We start from the raw sequence: 18424 nt of genomic DNA, 5'->3' as shown, positions 1-18424 counted from the left end.
TGCCGCGTGCCGTAGCCCCCACGCCGACAGAATCCGGAAGACTGGCGTACCCGGCAGCGCTCCCGAGCCACCCTCGGGCCGATCTGCTGCCGGGTCTGCCGCATCTCCGGGGAAAGGGAGAAATGTCCGACACCTCCCGGCCTCGTACGATTGCCTCCTCGACCGCGACCTCGGTCCGGGGCACCGACCTCGGCACGCTCGTCCAGGACGTGCTGCCGCTGCTCCTCGCGTGGCTGCCACGGCAGCGCTGGTTCGCCGGCAAGGGCCGGCCGATCTCCGCGATCAGCCCGGCGACGGTGACCCTGCTCCCGGGTCCGCACCCGGGCGAGCCGCTGCTGCTGCATCTGGTGCTCCGGGTCGAACAGGACTCCCCGCAGCAGGGCCCGCAGGACGCCAAGGAGGGCCACGACCTCTACCAGCTGCTGCTGGGCGCCAGGTCGACCACCGCCCCCGACCTGCCCGCCGCCGCGGTGCTGGGACGGATCAGCGGCGGCCCGCACGACGGTCTGCTGACCTATGACGCGGCCTACGACCCGGCCCTGACGCTCCGCCTGCTCAGCTTCATGACCAGCGAGAACACTCCGCAGGACACCCGGCTCGGCCCGCTCCGGTTCCGCTCCCTGCTCGGCCCCGAGCTGAGCGACCTGACCGCGCCGGGCGCGACCGCGCGGATCGGCACCGCCGAGCAGAGCAATACCTCGATCGTCTTCGGCGACGCGGCCATCCTCAAGCTGTTCCGCAGGATCAACCCCGGCCTCAACCCCGACCTGGAGCTCTCCCTGGCGCTCAGCAGGGCCGGCTCCACCCGGATCCCGGCCCCGCTGGCCTGGTTCGAGGGCGACCTCCCGGACGCCCCGGACCAGCCGGCCACCCTCGGCCTGCTGCAGCGCTTCCTGCACGGCGGCAAGGACGGCTGGCAGTTCGCCCTGGCCCACGTCCAGCAACTGCGGACCGACCCGGAGTGGCAGGGCACCAGGGACGGGCAGCCCAGCGACCACATCACCGGCAACTTCTCGGCCGAATCCTTCCTGCTCGGACGCACCACCGCCGAGGTGCACCTGGCGCTGGCCCGCACCCTGCCGGTCACCGTGCTCGACCGGGCCGAGATCGAGGCGCTCGCCGACGCCATGGCGCTGCGGCTGGACGCCGCCGTGCTGGCCGTCCCGGCGCTGGCCCCGTACCGGGCGCCGCTGCGGCGGATCTTCCAGGCCCTGGCCGCCTCCGCCCGCGACGGCCGGCTGCTGCGGGCCCAGCGGATCCACGGCGACCTGCACCTGGGCCAGTCGATGCGGACCCCGCGCGGCTGGTCGCTGCTGGACTTCGAGGGCGAGCCGGCCAAGACCCTGGAGGAGCGCCGCCGCCCGCAGCCGGCGGTCCGGGACGTCGCGGCGATGCTGCGCTCCTTCGACTACGCCGCCGCCCACCTGCTCACCGAGCTGGACCAGGACGACCAGGACCGCCCCCGGCTGGCCGCGCTCGCCGCGACCTGGGCGCTGCGCAACCGCGCCGCGTTCTGCGCCGGGTACGCCGCGGCCGGCGCCGAGGACCCGGTCGCCGACCCGGTGCTGCTGCACGCGATGGAGACCGACAAGGCCGTGTACGAGGTGGTCTACGAGGCCCGCAACCGGCCCGAGTGGCTCGGCATCCCGATGTCGGCGATCATCCGCCTCGCCGAGGCAGCAGGACGGTAACAAGCCACTAACCCCGACCGCCTAACGTCCCCTCAAGAACCAAACGAGAACCCACCCCCATTTCCCATCACCGATCACTCAGGGAGGCACCGGCCGTGACCCAGCTCGACCCGCCCCGTCCCACCGCCGCCGCGGCAGGCGACACCGGAGGCAAGAAGCGGCCGACCGTGACCCCGCCCCGCCACGAGCCGGCCCCGCAGGCCACTCCGCAGCCGGAACAGCCGACGCCATCCCCGCTGGCGGCGGACGCCACCCTCGCCCCCAGCGAGGTCGCCCGGCTGGTCGGCGGCTGGCACCACAACCCGCACGGCGTCCTCGGCGCGCACCCGGTGCCGCAGGGCACCGCGGTCCGGGTGCTGCGCCCCTTCGCCGAACGGGTGGTGCTGGAGACCACGGCCCCGGACAGCGGCCAGTACGAGCTGACGCACCAGCAGGACGGCCTGTTCACCGCGCTGCTGCCGCACACCGAGCTGCCGTCCTACCGGCTCCGGGTCACCTACGCGGGCTCGGAGCTGCTCCAGGACGACGGCTACCGGATGCTGCCGACCCTCGGCGACACCGATCTGCACCTGATCGGCGAGGGCCGGCACGAGGAGCTGTGGAACGTCCTCGGCTCGCACGTGCGCACGGTCGGCCAGGTCCGCGGCACCGCCTTCGCGGTCTGGGCCCCCAACGCCTCCGGCGTCCGGGTCCTCGGCGACTTCAACGGCTGGAGCGGCGCCGCGCACCCGATGCGCTCGCTGGGCGGCAGCGGGGTCTGGGAGCTTTTCGTCCCCGGCATCGCCGAGGGCACCCACTACAAGTACGAGATCGCCACCCGCGACGGCCGGATGCTGCAGAAGGCCGACCCGATGGCGCAGGCCACCGAGGTCCCGCCGGCCACCGCGTCGGTGGTGCACACCTCGGCCTACACCTGGCAGGACCAGGACTGGCTGGCCGGACGCGCCGCGGCCAGCCACCACGACACCGCGATGTCGGTCTACGAGGTGCACCTGGCCTCCTGGCGGCCCGGCCTGACCTACCGTGAACTGGCGGTCGAGCTGCCCGCGTACGTGCGGGACCTGGGCTTCACCCATGTCGAGCTGATGCCGATCATGGAGCACCCGTTCGGCGGCTCCTGGGGCTACCAGGTCACCGGCTTCTACGCGCCGACCTCCCGGCTCGGCGGTCCGGACGACTTCAAGTTCCTGGTCGACGCGCTGCACCGGGCCGGGATCGGCGTGATCGTCGACTGGGTGCCCGCGCACTTCCCCAAGGACGACTTCGCGCTGCGCCAGTTCGACGGTCAGCCGCTGTACGAGCCGGCCGACCCGCTGCGCGCCGAGCACCCCGACTGGGGCACCCTGGAGTTCGACTACGGCCGCAGCGAGGTCCGCAACTTCCTGGTCGCCAACGCCGTCTTCTGGTGCCACGAGTACCACGTGGACGGCCTGCGGGTGGACGCGGTCGCGTCCATGCTCTACCTCGACTACTCCCGCGAGGGCGACGCCTGGTCCCCCAACGCCGGCGGCGGCCGGGAGAACTGGGACGCGGTGCAGTTCCTGCAGGAGATGAACGCCACCGTCTACCGGCGCTGCCCCGGTGTGGTCACGGTCGCCGAGGAGTCGACCGCCTGGCCAGGCGTCACCAAGCCCACCGAGCACAGCGGCCTGGGCTTCGGGCTGAAGTGGAACATGGGCTGGATGCACGACTCGCTGACCTACATGGCCCACGACCCGATCCACCGCCGCTACCACCACAACGAGATGACCTTCTCGATGGTGTACGCGTACTCGGAGAACTACCTGCTGCCGATCTCCCACGACGAGGTGGTCCACGGCAAGGGCTCGCTGGTCTCCAAGATGCCCGGCGACTGGTGGCAGCAGCGTGCCAACATGCGGGCCTACCTGGCCTTCATGTGGGCCCACCCGGGCAAGAAGCTGCTGTTCATGGGCCAGGAGTTCGCCCAGGGCGCGGAGTGGAACCACGACACCGGGCCGCAGTGGTGGGTGCTCGGCGAGGACTGGCCGGCCGCGGCCGACCACCGCGGGGTCCAGGACCTGGTCCGCGACCTCAACCGGCTCTACGCCGACTCCCCCGCGCTGTGGCGGCGGGACACCGACCCGTCCGGGTTCGCCTGGATCGACGGCGGGGCGGCCGAGGACAACGTCTTCTCCTTCGTCCGGCTGGACGAGGCCGGACGGCCGCTGGTCAGCGTCACCAACCTGTCCCCGGTGGTCCGCGCCGGCTACCGGGTCGGGCTGCCGACCGTGCACGCGGACGTCCGCGACTCGGTCTGGCTGGAGGTGCTCAACACCGACGCCGAGGTCTACGGCGGCAGCGGGGCCGGCAACCCGGACCCGGTGAAGGCCGACCCGACCCCCTGGAACGGCCGGGACACCAGCGCCGAGCTCACCCTGCCGCCGCTGGCCACCATCTGGCTCTCGCCGACCTGACCCGGCACCGGGCAGGTGGCGCGTCCGCTGAGCGGACGCGCCACCTGCTGTCCTGCCCGCCGCCCTAGGCTGGCCGTATGACGACCGTCGAGATCCCCGGCTCGAAGTCCATCACCGCGCGCGCCCTGTTCCTGGCCGCCGCCGCCGAGGGCACCACCGTGCTGCGCCGCCCTCTGCTCTCCGACGACAGCGAGGGCTTCGCCGAGGGCCTGCGCACCCTCGGCTACCGCCTCGACCAGCAGCCCGGCGTCTGGACCGTCGAGGGCCGCCCGGCCGGCCCCGCCGTGACCGAGGCGGACGTCTTCTGCCGCGACGGCGCCACCACCGCCCGCTTTCTGCCGGCCCTGGTCTCGGCCGGCCACGGCACCTTCCGCTTCGACGCCTCGGCGCAGATGCGGCGCCGCCCGCTGGGCCCGCTCACCGGGGCGCTGCGCGAGCTCGGCGTCGACCTCACCCACGACCTCGACGAGGGCCACCACCCGCTCACCGTCCGCGCCGACGGCCTCAAGGGCGGCGCGCTCACCCTGGACGCAGGCCTCTCCTCCCAGTTCCTCACCGCCCTGCTGCTGACCGGGCCACTGGCCGCCGACGGCCTCGACATCACCGTCTCCGACCTGGTGTCGGTGCCCTACGTGGAGATGACGCTGGCCATGATGCGGCGCTTCGGCAACGACGCCCGCCGGGTCGGCGACACCTTCCACGTCCCGGCCCAGCCCTACCGGGCCATCGACTACCTGATCGAACCGGACGCCTCCACCGCCAGCTACTTCCTGGCCGCCGCCGCGCTGACCGGACGCACCGTCACCGTCCCGGGCCTGGGCTCGGACTCGCTCCAGGGCGACATCCGCTTCGCCGACGTCCTGCGGCAGATGGGCGCGGAGGTCTCGCTCACCCCCGACTCGGTCACCGTCACCGGCCCGGAGCGGCTGCGCGGGGTCACCGTGAACATGCGCGACATCTCCGACACCGTCCCCACCCTGGCCGCGATCGCGCCCTTCGCCGAAGGACCGGTCCGGATCGAGGACGTCTACAACACCAGGATCAAGGAGTGCGACCGCCTCGCCGCCTGCGAGCAGAACCTGCGCGCGATGGGCGTCCCGGTCAGCACCGGCCGCGACTGGATCGAGATCCACCCGGCCCGGCCCCGCTCCGCCCCGATCGCCTGCCACGGCGACCACCGCATCGCCATGTCCTTCAGCATCGCCGCCCTGCGCACGCCCGGCGGCGTCACCCTGGACGACCCCGGCTGCGTCCGCAAGACCTTCCCAGGCTTTCACGAGGCCCTGGCCGCCCTGCGCGGCAACTGGGGGCTGTGAGGGGGCGCCGAAGATGCCGTTAGCCAGCGGGCCCTGCTGACACTGCCAGGCCGCGCCGCAGCCAGTCCGACTTCATGGTCCACTCCAACTCCGGTCCCCCCAGCCAGTCCGACGCGGGGAGATCGCCCCGGAACAGGGCCAGCAGGAACGCGACCATGCCGCCTTCGAAACGGTACGTGGTGGCGGGGCCACGCGCCCACATCACCACCGGCCACCGATCCGGGTCCGGATTGTCCGTCAGCCAGAAGAAGACGTCGCCCTCCTGGTTCTCCCCCCAGGCCAACAGCCCACCAGGGTCGGGATGCACCGGGTAGGCGGTACCGCCCCAGTAGTTCTCATCCGCGCCATCGAACACGAACAGGGGTCTGATCTGTTCGATCTGCTTCACCGTGAAGGCATCGAAGCCGCCAGGCGCATCCGGCTTCCATCCCAGTGAGCACGGGGCGAGGACGGAGAACTCCAGGAACATGCTCTCCGAAGTCATCGACCCGCCGCCGTAGCGGTCGACGAATTCACGGTAGTCCTGGGGGAAATCGACTCCGATCTCGCTGCGCGACTGCCGCCACGGCGGAGCCGTCACCTCCTCCTGCGGCGGAGGAAGGAGTCGCATCAGCTCATCGAACTTTTCCATCGTTGCGGACATAGGTGGAGTCCTGATCCAGAGGAGAGCTTTACGGCATCGTATTCGTCCACCGTGCCAGGCCTCACCTCTCCGCCGAGCGGCTGCCACCGCGTTCCGGCCCGATGTGGCGCAGCTCATGTCCCGGCAGCTGCGCCCCGGGGTTCCGCCGATATACGCTACGACTCGTAGCGAAAGAGCGATGACCACACGGCCGCGCGGATGGGGATCCGCGCATCTGTACACAGACGGAGCGAGTGCACCGGACTTCCGGACTCGGTCCGCTCCCGCAACCAGCGGGAGCGGCCGGGGGCGTGGGAGGGCAGCCGGGGATTCGCAAGGATTCACACCGGGACGCGCGGACGGGGGAGGATAGACCCATGCAGCCACGGAACATGTCCATGCGCGGCGCGGTCGACCTCGCCGCGGTGAAGGCGGCCGCTGAGGCCGCCCAGAAGGCGGAGCAGACCCGCGCCGCCCGCGCCCGGGCCCAGGAGTCGGGGGGCGACGGCACGCCCGTCCCCTCCGCGGGCCCTCTGGTTTTTGATGTCAGCGAGGCCGAGTTCGAGGACCAGGTGGTCCAGCTCTCGGCCGAGGTACCGGTGGTGCTGAACTTCTGGGCCGAGGGCTACGCCCCGGCCGAGGAGCTCAACCCGGTCCTGGTGAAGCTGACCGAGGAGTACGACGGGCGCTTTGTGCTCGCCATGGTCGACATCAGAAGCAATCAGCAGCTCGCCCGCCAGCTCCAGATCAGGGATCTGCCCACCGTGCTCGCGGTGGTGGCCGGTCAGCTGGTCCCGCTGTTCGAGGGCCCGGCCGGCGAGGCGGACGTCCGGCAGCTGCTGGACTCCCTGATCGCGGGCGCCGAGGAGCGGTTCGGGATCGTCGGCGAGGTCGGGGCGCGCTCCGGCGCGGGCGTCCCGGCCGAGGCCGCCGCGGTCGAGCCGCCGGTGGATCCGGCGCTCGCCGCCGCCCACGACGCGCTGGACCGGGGCGACCTGGGCGGGGCGATCCAGGCGTACCGCAATGTGCTCTCCGGCCGCCCCGCGGACGTGGAGGCCAAGCTGGGCCTGGCCCAGGCGGAGCTGCTGCAGCGGGTCCAGGGAGTGGACCCGCAGGCGGCGCGGACGGCGGCGGCCGAGCAGCCCGCCGATGTCGAGGCCCAGCTGACGGCGGCCGACCTGGACCTGGTCGGCGGGCATGTCGAGGACGCCTTCGCCCGGCTGGTCGACACGGTCGGCCGGACCGCAGGCGCGGACCGGGACCGGGTCAGGATGCATCTGCTGTCCCTGTTCGAGGTCATCGGGGCGGACGACCCCCGGGTCGTCAAGGCCCGGGGAGCACTCGCGCGGCGGCTGTTCTGAGCCGGCGGTCATGGGCTGACGATTTGACGACAAAGGCGCCGAGAGTGCTGTTGTTTACCAAATCTTGACATTAAGCGATGGTGGTCACCCTGGGTGGCCACCATCGTCTGTTAACTCCATGTTTCGCGCAGTTTGCCCGAGTGCCGAACCTTCGCAAGGTGACGGATGGTGATGCACCCCTCGTTCGCTTGATCGAGGGGATCCGCCCTCTCCTTACTCGCGAGTAATGAAGTACTTGTGCACGGGCTCCGGATGGACCAACATCGGGCTCGCTCGGTCCGTTGCCGAAGCCCCGACCGCCAGTCGGGGAGCCGGAGCCGGAATCCCCACCGAGCAGGGACCGGCCGTCCGGTCCCTGGAGGACAGGGGGGTCTTCACCTTCGCGGTGGAGCCTGTCCTCTCACGGCCGAGCAGCCAGCACGGCCGGTGGTTGTCGCTCGGGGGTGATCGCCGATGCTGCCGATCAGAGACTTCGTACCCACGACCTCACGCACGCAGCCGACGCGCTCCCCTTCCCGAGGACGTAGCTCTTCTCCCCATCCCAGGCCAGGGCCCAAGCGGGGCAGGCCGGAGATGTACGTCCGAGAAGGAGGATCTCGTTAATGTCACAGACATTTGGTAAGACCCGCTGGAAGCGGTTCGCCGTCGTCATGGTCCCGACCATTGCCGCGACTGCTGCCGTGGGCATCAGCATCGCCCAGGGCGCGCTCGCCGCGTCGTTCAGTGTTTCCGGGCAGCAGTTCGAGGTGTCGGCCGGCAAGCTGCACGGTGACAACTTCCGCCAGTACGGCACCGTGCTGGACGGCACCAAGACCCCGAGCAACCCGTCCGGCAAGGACCCGGTCGCGGTGTCGGGCTTCGACAGCGCCACCATCAACCAGCTCTGCCAGTCGGTGGACTTCCCCGTTCCGGGCCTGGGGGACTTCACCCTCAGGATCGACGCGGGCGGCTCCTACGACGCGACGACCGGCAAGTCGTCCGGCCCGGAGGTCTCCGCCACCGGGCTGTTCATCTCCATGTCCGACCTGAAGGCCGACACCGCGACCTTCAACGGCATGAACATCGGCGTCGCCACCGGCGACGTCGGCACAGCCGCCGGCCAGACCTCGCCCAAGACCACGTTCAACGGGGGCACCAACCCCGGGGCGTTCGCGCAGACTGCCGAAAGCGCCGACCTGACCGGTGTCAAGCAGACGGCGTGGGCCACCTCGGCGGCCACCTTCACCCTGAACGGGATGCACCTGCACCTCGACACGGGTAACACCGGCTGCTTCTGATCCCCACCGGATCGGCAGTAGCGCACTGCACGGCGTGGGGAGGGGCCCAGGTCCCTCCCCGCTGTGCTTCCAGACCATCTGCACTACTCCAGCAGGGAGTTGCCACGTGACCAGCGCGACCGCCCAGGCGCGGCCCGAGCCCGAGTCCCGGAACGGCTTCAGCAAAGGCCGCGAGGCGTTCCGCACCTGGCGCCGTACCCGTCCGTTCTGGGGCGGGCTGTTCGTCCTCCTCGCGAGCTTCCCGATCATGTACTACCCGTACAACGACATGAGCGTCGGTGCGCTGCGCATCCACATGGCGACCACGGCCGGCGCGGGCGCGCTGGTGATCGGGCTGCTGCTGCTCGCCCTCGGCATCTCGGTGTGGTTCCAGCCGCTGATCCGCATCTTCGCGGGCATCGCGGCCATCGTGCTGTCGCTGGTGTCGTTGCCGGTCTCCAACTTCGGCGGCTTCGGGATGGGACTGCTCCCCGGGCTGATCGGCGGTGCGCTGGTGTGTGCCTGGGCCCCGCTCAAAAACCCGAAGACGGCACCGGTCGCGGAGGGCGCCGAGGGCACGGAGCAGGAGGGCGCCGCTGGTGACCGCTACTCCGAGTTCGAAGGGCCCGAGTCCAAGCTGTCCGAGCTGATGGTCCCGGACTCCCCGGCCACCGGTGACCACCACCCGGCCGCCCCGGGTTACCAGCCCACCGGCGAGTACCCGACCACCAGTGAGCCGGTCCACAACCCCGCAGCCGTTGAGGGAGACCGCAGTGCCGAGTGAGGACGAGCGCCCCCGCACGAGTGCCCGTCACGCCGCGCCGAGGATGACCGTCCGCGGCCGGATGCAGCTTCCGGTGGGCCGGGCGCTGGCGATGACCGCTGTGCCGACCGCGCTGATCATGGGCTCGCTCGCGCCCCGGTTCGCCTTCGCGGCGGACACCGCCAAGGCGGTGCCGATCAGCAGCACGAGCACGACCCAGCCGGCCAAGGGCTCCAACGGGACCGACTGCTCGACCACGGCCACCACCCCGGCGACCAAGACACCCGCCACGAAGGCGCCGGTGACCAAGGCTCCGACGACCCAGGGCCCGCTCGCGAAGAAGGGCACGACGGCGAAGGGCACGACCGGCCAGGCCGCCGGGCAGCACAGCACCACGCCCACCGCGACGCCGACCCCGAGCGCCACCGCGACGCCGAGCCACCAGACCAGGCCCGAGCCGCTGAAGACGCTGCTGGACGGACTGGGCAGCCTGCTGGTCCCCAAGGCGCCGCAAACGCCGCAAGCGCCGCAGCCGTCGCAGACCCAGCAGCCGCAGCAGAGCACGGTGACGCCCAGGACGGACGCGACCGGCAGCCCCACCACGCCGACCGCGACCCCGACGGCCACGCCGACCACGACCCCGACCGGCACCCCGACCAAGCCCACGTCGAAGCCCACGACGCCCAAGCCCGCATCCACCGCATCCACCGCCGCCAAGGCCCAGGCGAACCGGATGTGCGACGTCAGCAAGCTGGCCGCGCCGCTGGACAAATCCGCACCGACCAGCGGGATGCCCAACGTCCCCTGGACGCTGAAGACCTCGCGGCTGGCGCTGGGCTCGACCCAGTTCTGGGGCGTGAAGACGGTCGACACGGCCGGCGGTCCGGTCCGGGTGCTGAAGTTCACCGCGCAGACCGTCCAGATCGACAACCTGGACATGTCGGCGAACCAGAACGGTCAGCTGCTCCACGTCCAGGGCGGCCCGAGCACCACGTCGACCATATCCGGCGGGACCGTCACGATGTATGTGACCAGCCTGTCCGGGACCCTGTCCAAGGCCGAGGGGATCCCGCTGGCCGCGCTGGGCATCAAGCTCACGCTCACCCCGGACTCGCTGCCGGAGTGGATCCTCGACCTGGTCGGCGATGTGCCGATCCCGCTGAACCTGGAGCTGACCGACGCCACGGCGATCCAGACCGGGCAGTTTGGCGGGAACCTGACGATCCCCGGCATGCACCTGTACTACACCCCGCTGACCAGCTAGAGCAGCTGAAACAGCCGGAGCAGCGCAGCGGCGCACAGCAAAGAGGGCCCGTCCGGTGCTTCCGGACAGGCCCTCTGCCGTTGTGCGGCTCCTGCGAAGGTGTCAGCGCCGGCTTCCGTCGGCGCGCTCGCCCAGGTGATGGACCCGGAGCATGTTGGTGGTGCCCGCCAGACCGGGGGGCGATCCGGCGGTGACGATCAGGGTGTCACCGGTGACATAGCGGCTGAGGTGCGCCACCGCGTCGTCGACCTGGTCGACCATCTGGTCGGTCGTGTCGACCTGCGGGGTCACAAAGGTCTCCACGCCCCAGCTCAGGGTCAGCTGGTTCCGGGTGGCGGCGTCCGGGGTGAACGCCAGCACCGGGATCGGCGAGCGGTAGCGGGACAGCCGGCGGGCGGTGTCACCGGACTTGGTGAACGCCACCAGCGCCTGGGCGCCGAGGAAGTCGCCCAGCTCGCAGGCGGCACGGGCGACCGCGCCGCCCTGGGTGCGCGGCTTGCGGCCCGGGTTCAGCGGCTGCAGGCCCTGCGAGAGCATCTCCTCCTCGGCCGCCTCGATGATCCGCGACATGGTCTGCACGGTCTCGATCGGGTACTTGCCGACGCTGGACTCGGCGGACAGCATCACCGCGTCCGCGCCGTCCAGGATGGCGTTGGCGCAGTCGGAGGCCTCGGCCCGGGTGGGGCGCGAGGCGGTGATCATCGACTCCATCATCTGGGTGGCGACGATGACCGGCTTGGCGTTCCGGCGGCACAGCGTGATCAGACGCTTCTGCACCAGCGGCACCCGCTCCAGCGGGTACTCCACGGCGAGGTCGCCACGGGCCACCATCACCGCGTCGAAGGCCAGCACGATCTCTCCTCCATGGCCTCCACCGCCTGCGGCTTCTCGACCTTGGCGATGACCGGCACGCGGATGCCGACCTCGTCCATGATCGCGTGGACGTCCTTGATGTCGGCCGCGTTGCGGACGAAGGAGAGGGCGACCATGTCGACCCCGAGGCGCAGCGAGAAGCGCAGGTCCTCCTTGTCCTTCTCGGACAGGGCGGGGACGTTGACGGCGGCTCCGGGCAGGTTGATGCCCTTGTTGTTGGAGAGGACGCCGCCCTCGACGACGCGGGTGACCACGCGGGGGCCGTCGACGCTGACGACCTCCAGGGCGATCACGCCGTCGTTGATCAGGACCGGGTCACCGGGCTTGACGTCCCCGGGCAGGCCCTTGTAGGTGGTACCGCAGATGTGCTGGTCACCGGGGACGTCCTCGGTGGTGATGGTGAAGGTGTCACCGTTCTCGACGGTGACCGGGCCGTTGGCGAAGGTCGCCAGACGGATCTTCGGGCCCTGCAGGTCGGCGAGTACGCCGACGGCGCGTCCGGTCGCCTCCGAGGCGGCGCGCACATTGCGATAGCGCTCCTCGTGGTCGGCGGGGACGCCGTGACTCATGTTCAGACGGGCGACGTTCATTCCAGCTTCGATCAGAGCTTTCAACTGTTCGAAGTTGTCCGTCGCGGGACCCAGGGTGCAGACGATCTTGGCTCGGCGCATATGGCTCATTCTATCGGGTCACCTTTCATGGGCATTTTCGAACAAATCGCTTGCTTGTCCGGCACTCACCGGGCGTTGCGGACCAGCGAGAACGTCTGCTGGGCGATCTCCAGCTCCTCGTCGGTGGGCACCACCGCGACCGCGACCCGGGAACCCTCCCTGGAGACCAGCCGGGGCTCCTTGGAGCGGACCGCGTTCAGCGCCGGGTCCAGTTCCAGGCCCAGCGACTCGAGTCCCGCCACCGCCGCCTCGCGCACCTCGACGTCGTTCTCGCCCACGCCGGCGGTGAAGACCACCGCGTCGACCCGCCCGAGCACGGCGTAGTAGCCGCCGATGTACTTGCGCAGCCGGTGCACATAGATGTCGAAGGCCAGCCGGGCCTGCCGGTCGCCCTCGGCCATCCGGCGCTCGACCTCGCGCATGTCGTTGTCGCCGCACAGGCCGACCATGCCGCTGCGGCGGTTCAGCAGGGTGTCGATCTCGTCCACGGACAGGCCGCCGACCCGGTGCAGGTGCAGCAGGATGGCCGGGTCCAGATCCCCCGAGCGGGTGCCCATGACCAGGCCCTCCAGCGGGGTGAGGCCCATCGAGGTGTCCACGCAGACCCCGCCGGCCACGGCCGAGGCGCTGGCGCCGTTGCCCAGGTGCAGCACGATCTGGTTCACCGATTCGGGTGACTTTCCCAGGAGTTGGGCGGTCCGCCGGGACACGTACTGGTGGGATGTCCCGTGGAAGCCGTAGCGGCGGATGGAGTAGCGGTCCGCGGTGGCCGTGTCGATGGCGTAGCGGGCCGCGCTCTCCGGCATGGTGGCGTGGAAGGCGGTGTCGAACACCGCCACCTGGGGCAGGTCGGGCCGCAGTTTGCGGGTGGTCTCGATGCCGGTGATGTTGGCGGGGTTGTGCAGCGGCGCCAGCGGGACCAGCTCCCGCATCGCCTGCACCACCTCGTCGGTGATCAGGGTGGGCGCGGTGAAGCGGGTGCCGCCGTGCACCGCGCGGTGGCCGATGGCGGCGAGCCGGGGGGAGTCAAGTCCCAGGCCCTGCCCGGCCAGTCGGTCGGCCACCAGATCCAGCGCGGCGGTGTGGTCCGGGACGTCGCTCTCGCCGATCCGCTCCACCAGGCCGGAGGCGAGCCGGCTCCGGTCCGCCATGTCGATCAGTTGGTACTTCACGGAGGAGGAACCGGAGTTGAGGACGAGGACCCGGGTGGCGTCGGTCATGGCTGCTGCTCCTCTGCTGCCGCCGCCGGGCGGGCGGCCTGCTGCGCCTGGATGGCGGTGATGGCGACGGTGGTGACGATGTCCTGGACCAGCGCCCCGCGCGACAGGTCGTTCACCGGCTTGCGAAGACCCTGCATCACCGGGCCGACGGCGACCGCCCCGGCCGACCGCTGCACAGCCTTGTAGGTGTTGTTGCCGGTGTTCAGGTCCGGGAAGATCAGCACGGTCGCCTGGCCCGCCACCTTGGAGCCCGGCAGCTTGGTCGCGGCGACCTTGGGCTCGACCGCGGCGTCGTACTGGATCGGGCCCTCGACCAGCAGGTCGGGACGCAGCTCGCGGACGATCTCGGTGGCCCGGCGGACCTTGTCCACGTCCACGCCGCTGCCGGAGGTCCCGGTGGAGTAGGAGAGCAGGGCGATCCTGGGCTCCACCCCGAACCGGGCGGCGGTCTCCGCGGACTGGATCGCGATGTCGGCCAGCTGCTCGGCGTCGGGGTCCGGGTTCACCGCGCAGTCGCCGTAGACCAGCACCCGGTCGGCCAGGCACATGAAGAAGACCGAGGAGACGATCTTGGCCCCCGGCGAGGTCTTGATGATCTCGAAGGCCGGCCGGATGGTCGCGGCGGTGGAGTGCACCGCCCCGCTGACCATGCCGTCGGCCAGGCCCTCCTGGACCATCAGCGTGCCGAAGTAGCTGACGTCGGTGACCACGTCGTGGGCGGCCTCCACGGTCATGCCCTTGTGCTTCCTGATCTCCGCGTACAGCTCGGCGAAGCGGTCCCGCAGCGGGGAGGTCGCCGGGTCGATGATCCGCGCCCTGGCGGACTTCTCGTCCTCCGGGCGGTCCAGGCCGAGGTCGAGCCCGAGGTCGGCGACCCGCTTGCGGACCGCGTCCTCGGGGCCGAGCAGGGTGAGGTGGCAGACATTGCGGCGCAGCAGCACCTCGGCGGCCCGCAGCACCCGCTCCTCGGTGCCCTCGGGCAGCACCACCTCCCTGAGCTGCTCGCCGCGGGCCCGTTCCAGCAGCGCGTGCTCGAACATCATCGGGGTCACCCGCTCGGAGCGGGTGAGCTCGATCCGGCTGGTCAGCTCGGCGGTGTCGACATGCAGCTCGAACAGGCCGAGCGCGGTCTCGGCCTTGCGCGGGCTGGCCGCGGTGAGCTTCCCCTCCAGCGAGGAGAGCCCGGTGGCGGTGGGGAAGCTGCCCTCGTGCACCAGCACCACCGGGGTGCCGGGAGCCAGCCGGGCCGCCAGCTTCATCACGTCGGCGCCGGGGGTCTGCCCCATGGTCAGCAGCACCCCGGAGATCGGCGGGGAGCCGGCCGCGTGGGCGGCGAGCGAGCCGATCAGCAGGTCGGCCCGGTCCCCCGGGGTGATCACCATCGAGCCCTCGGAGAGGGCGCCGAGGAAGTTGGGCAGCATCGCCCCGCCGAAGACGAACCGGCGGACGTCCCTGGCCAGCCCGGAGGCGTCGCCGAGCAGCACCTCGGCGCCGGTGGTCTCCACCACCTGGGCCACCGTCGGCGCCGACAGCGCGGGCTCGTCCGGGAGCACGTAGACAGGCACGTCCAGACGGGTGGCCAGCCGCCGGGAGACCTCCTGCTTGTCCCGTCCGGCGACCCGATTGGCGATCATGGCCACGATGCTGCAGCCCAGGTCGGAATAGGCCCGATGGGCGTTGCGCACCTCGGCGACCACGGTGTCGGCGCTGTCCCGGTGACCACCGACCACCGGCAGCACCAGGGCGCCGAACTCATTGGCGAGCCGGGCGTTCACCGCCAGCTCGTCCGGAATGTTGGTGCCGGCGAAGTCGGTGCCGAGCACCAGCACCGCCTGGCACTGTCGCTCCAGCGCCCGGAACCGGTCCACCAGGATGCCCAGCAGCTCGTCCTGGCCCCGTTCGGCCTGCAGCGCGGCGGCCTCGTCGTAGCTGAGGCCGTACATCTCCTCGGTGGCGAGGTCGATCCGGTAGCGGCCGCGGAGCAGGTCCACCACATGGTCGGTGTGGGTGTGCATCAGCGGGCGGAAGACGCCGACCCGGTCGACCTGACGGCTCAGCAGTTCCATGACGCCCAGTTCGACCGCCTGCCGACCGTCCCCCCGGCCGATACCGGTCACATACACGCTGCGCGCCACAGAGACACTCCGTTCCTCGCCCGACCGCTGGAGGCGGGCCGGCGCGGACGCCACTCACCTGACCCGATCAACGAGCCTACCTTCGCACCCGTGCTCGCACCGCGCTCGCCGGAGCGGACGGCCTCAGCCGAGCAACTGGTCCTTCCAGTGGTCGAACAGCGACTCGGGCTCGCCGGAGTAGGACCAGGGCACCCGGGTCGGCCGGTCGCCCAACTGGCTGAAGACCACCCGGGCGTCGTCCGTCATCCCGGCGAAGATCAGGCCGTGCACCAGCAGGTTGAGGTCGGCGACGTCCTGGGCGTACTCGATGCCCGACCGGTGCGCGATCCACTGCCGCATCGTGGTCTGCAGCGCCTGGACCGCCACCTCGTGGTTCCAGTGGTAGGTCAGGCCCACCGCCGAGGGGCCCTCGGTCTCCACCCGCTGCCGGAAGTGCTCGGCGCGGGCGGCCTGGGTGAGCGAGGCCAGCGGCGAGCCCATCGGGGCGAAGGCGGCACTGTCCCTGGCGAAGTTGTACATCTCGCCGTGCGAGCCGTGCCAGCGGGCGGAGAGGTGCCGCAGCACCTGGTGGTGGCCCTCGCGGCTGTACGGGTCGCGGGCCTGGAGCTCGCGCCACCAGTGCCAGACATGAGGATGGCCCTGACCGTAGAGGCGGGCCAGGGTCATCAGGGAGACCCACGGGATCGGGTCGGAGGGGTTCTTCTCGGCAGCCTGGAGGCAGATCCGGGCCACCCGGTCGAGCTGCGCGCGGTCCAGGTTGTCCATGGAGGGCGGTGGCGCGCCGTTGCTGCGGTTGGACTCGGCGACGGCGGCGAATATTCGCATCACCTCGGTCTCGGCACGGAGCACCAGGGCGTCCGGGTTGTCGGGCTCGGCGCCCTGCCAGGTCTCCACGGTGCGTATCCGGGAGGCGGTGTCGGCCAGCAGCCGCATCCGGTGGGTGCGCCGGTCCCAGTCCCGCCCGGTGTCCCGGAGCAGGTCGCGGGCGCCCTGCCAGCGGCCCACCACCAGGTCCTGGCGGGCGGTGGCGAGGGCGTGGTCACCGAGGGCCGGATCGAACCGGGCGGTGGTGTTGGTGCGTCGTCGTGCTCTGGCCATGGGAGAGGACCGCATCTCGTCTGGTTCGGTAGAGCTTCGGGCTTGCTGGTGCGACGTGCTTCGCCTGGGAAGTGCGGAAGGCGGGTGCCGACTCCGGGGGAAACGGAGTCGACACCCGCAGATGCTACTGGGTGTGGCGAACCGGCGGACACAGAGCCATCAATGGCGAGACGTCAGCCCTCAGATGTCCGTCGCGAGGCCCTCGCCGGAGCCCACCGCGGAGGTCGCTACGGCGCTCTCCCCGTAGAGGGCGTCGACCTGCTCGGTGGAGGTCGCGTCCAGCCGGACCGTCCCGGTGCGGTAGTAGTCGCTGCCGGTGGACCAGTAGTAGGCCATGGGGATCAGGCCGATGGCGAGCGCGCCGAGACCGATCGCGATCTCGATCAGCGGCAGGTTGATGCAGGCCTCGACGAACAGGAAGGCCATGAAGATCGCACCGGCCAGCGGCCACACGCCGACGAAGATGAGGTTGGACACCGACTTGAAGACCAGCTTGCGGTAGGCGACCACCACGGCCAGCCCGGCCAGCGCGTAGTACACCGCGATCTGCAGACCGATCGCGTCCACCGCGTGGGTCATGATCGTGCCGACCGAGCCCAGCGACTGCGAGGCGACGAACAGGCCGAGCGAGACGATGACGACCACCATCAGCGCGAACCACGGGGTCTGCCAGCGGGAGTGGGACTTGCCGAAGACGGCGGGGATGGTGCGGTCGCGACCCATGGCGAACAGCGAGCGGCTGACCTGGATCAGTGTGGTCTCCAGGGTGGCGATGGTGGACAGCACCACCGCGATGACCAGGATCTTGCCGCCGACGCCGGGCCACACCACGTCGCCCAGGGTGGTCAGCAGCGGTGCCGAGTCCTCGTTCAGGATCTCCTTCTGACTGATGATCATGTTGATCGAGATGGTGACGATCTCGAACAGCGCGAACACCGCGACAACGCCGATCAGGCCGCCGACACCCGAGTTCTTCTTGCTGTTGCTGGTCTCCTCGCTGAGGTTGGCGGTGACGTCCCAGCCCCAGAAGTAGAAGGCGGCGACCAGGGCCGCCCCGGCGAACCCGGAGACCCCGCCGAAGTGGCCGAAGCCCCAGATCCAGGACCAGGAGAAGGTGGCCGCGGTGCCGCCGTGGAACAGCGCGGCGAGCCCGAAGACGACCAGGATCGCGATCTCGATGCCGGTCATGATCCACTGGGCGTGCGCGGTGATCCGCGCGCCCAGCAGCACCAGCAGCGCCATGATCAGGAAGGCGACCGAGCCGACGCCGATGGCCGCCCAGGTGTTGTTGGCCCACTCGTCACTGAACAGCGAGAGGGTGTACTGACCCGCCGGGAGCGATCCGGCCACCATGAAGATGGTCGCGGACACCACCAGCGACCAGCCGCTGAGGAAGCCCAGCGCCGGGTGCAGCGCACGGCCGACCCAGGAGTAGCTGGCTCCGGCGTTGACGTCCAGCCGGCCCAGGTAGTTGAAGGCCCAGGCGATGCCGAGCATCGGTATCGCGCACCAGAGCAGTGCGGCCGGGCTGACCAGGCCGGCCGCGCCGACCAGGATGGCGGTGGTCGACGCCAGCGAGTACGCGGGGGCGCTGCCGGCCAGGGCCATGATGACGGTGTCGAAGCCGCTGAGGACGTTCGCCCGAAGGCCGCCCCGGCTCTCGACGGACGCGGTGTCCTTGTTGAGGGTGCTCAAAGTGTGGTGCCTCTCCAGAGGCCG

The 18424-nt window shown here is 70.9% G+C and carries 12 protein-coding genes and 1 pseudogene; 7 read left to right on the top strand and 6 right to left on the bottom strand.

Annotated elements, in window-relative coordinates; translation table 11 throughout:
- Nucleotides 1–122 precede the first annotated feature (122 nt).
- The 3 genes from ACXKR8_RS33020 (at nt 123) to aroA (ending at nt 5442) form a co-directional block, all read left to right on the top strand.
- On the top strand, nt 123–1691 hold the full coding sequence (locus ACXKR8_RS33020) for a maltokinase N-terminal cap-like domain-containing protein (RefSeq protein ID WP_458268234.1): 1569 nt from the start codon (nt 123–125) through the stop codon (nt 1689–1691).
- A 95-nt stretch (nt 1692–1786) separates the two neighbouring features.
- Nucleotides 1787–4126 carry a 1,4-alpha-glucan branching protein GlgB gene (gene glgB / locus ACXKR8_RS33015; protein ID WP_458268233.1) on the top strand — a complete coding sequence of 780 codons (2340 nt, stop codon included), beginning with the start codon at nt 1787–1789 and terminating at the stop codon, nt 4124–4126.
- Nucleotides 4127–4203: 77 nt separating this feature from the next.
- Entirely contained in the window at nt 4204–5442 is a 1239-nt protein-coding gene (aroA, locus tag ACXKR8_RS33010; RefSeq protein ID WP_458268232.1) for a 3-phosphoshikimate 1-carboxyvinyltransferase, read from the top strand.
- A gap of 19 nt (nt 5443–5461) precedes the next feature.
- On the opposite strand, the gene ACXKR8_RS33005 is transcribed toward aroA, so the two are convergent.
- The gene (locus ACXKR8_RS33005) at nt 5462–6085 is read right to left on the bottom strand and encodes an SMI1/KNR4 family protein (protein WP_458268231.1); all 624 of its coding nucleotides are present in this window, start codon (nt 6083–6085) and stop codon (nt 5462–5464) included.
- A gap of 356 nt (nt 6086–6441) precedes the next feature.
- Here ACXKR8_RS33005 and ACXKR8_RS33000 point away from each other — a divergent pair, with 356 nt between their 5' ends.
- The 4 genes from ACXKR8_RS33000 (at nt 6442) to ACXKR8_RS32985 (ending at nt 10708) form a co-directional block, all read left to right on the top strand.
- Complete coding sequence (locus ACXKR8_RS33000) at nt 6442–7425, top strand: tetratricopeptide repeat protein (protein ID WP_458268230.1); 984 nt, start codon at nt 6442–6444, stop codon at nt 7423–7425.
- Nucleotides 7426–8027: 602 nt separating this feature from the next.
- Nucleotides 8028–8702 carry a DUF6230 family protein gene (locus ACXKR8_RS32995; protein ID WP_458268229.1) on the top strand — a complete coding sequence of 225 codons (675 nt, stop codon included), beginning with the start codon at nt 8028–8030 and terminating at the stop codon, nt 8700–8702.
- Between the two features lie 106 nt (nt 8703–8808).
- Complete coding sequence (locus tag ACXKR8_RS32990; protein ID WP_458268228.1) at nt 8809–9465, top strand: DUF6114 domain-containing protein; 657 nt, start codon at nt 8809–8811, stop codon at nt 9463–9465.
- Entirely contained in the window at nt 9455–10708 is a 1254-nt protein-coding gene (locus ACXKR8_RS32985; protein ID WP_458268227.1) for a hypothetical protein, read from the top strand. Before ACXKR8_RS32990 ends, ACXKR8_RS32985 begins: the two co-directional genes overlap by 11 nt.
- Nucleotides 10709–10810: 102 nt before the next feature.
- Here the strand turns inward: ACXKR8_RS32985 and pyk are convergent.
- The 5 genes and pseudogenes from pyk to ACXKR8_RS32960 form a co-directional block, all read right to left on the bottom strand.
- Nucleotides 10811–12252: pseudogene (pyk, locus tag ACXKR8_RS32980) on the bottom strand (pyruvate kinase).
- Between the two features lie 65 nt (nt 12253–12317).
- Nucleotides 12318–13472 (bottom strand): acetate kinase, encoded by a 1155-nt coding sequence (locus tag ACXKR8_RS32975; protein ID WP_458268225.1) that lies wholly within the window; start codon nt 13470–13472, stop codon nt 12318–12320.
- The gene (pta, locus tag ACXKR8_RS32970) at nt 13469–15607 is read right to left on the bottom strand and encodes a phosphate acetyltransferase (RefSeq protein ID WP_458268224.1); all 2139 of its coding nucleotides are present in this window, start codon (nt 15605–15607) and stop codon (nt 13469–13471) included. Before pta ends, ACXKR8_RS32975 begins: the two co-directional genes overlap by 4 nt.
- Before the next feature lie 123 nt (nt 15608–15730).
- Nucleotides 15731–16705 carry a hypothetical protein gene (locus ACXKR8_RS32965; RefSeq protein WP_458268223.1) on the bottom strand — a complete coding sequence of 325 codons (975 nt, stop codon included), beginning with the start codon at nt 16703–16705 and terminating at the stop codon, nt 15731–15733.
- A gap of 180 nt (nt 16706–16885) precedes the next feature.
- Complete coding sequence (locus ACXKR8_RS32960; RefSeq protein WP_458275142.1) at nt 16886–18313, bottom strand: APC family permease; 1428 nt, start codon at nt 18311–18313, stop codon at nt 16886–16888.
- Between the last annotated feature and the right edge of the window lie 111 nt (nt 18314–18424).

Source organism: Streptacidiphilus sp. PAMC 29251, assembly GCF_054208735.2.
Note: the sequence above shows the minus strand (reverse complement) of the source record. Positions and strands in the feature narration are given on the sequence as shown.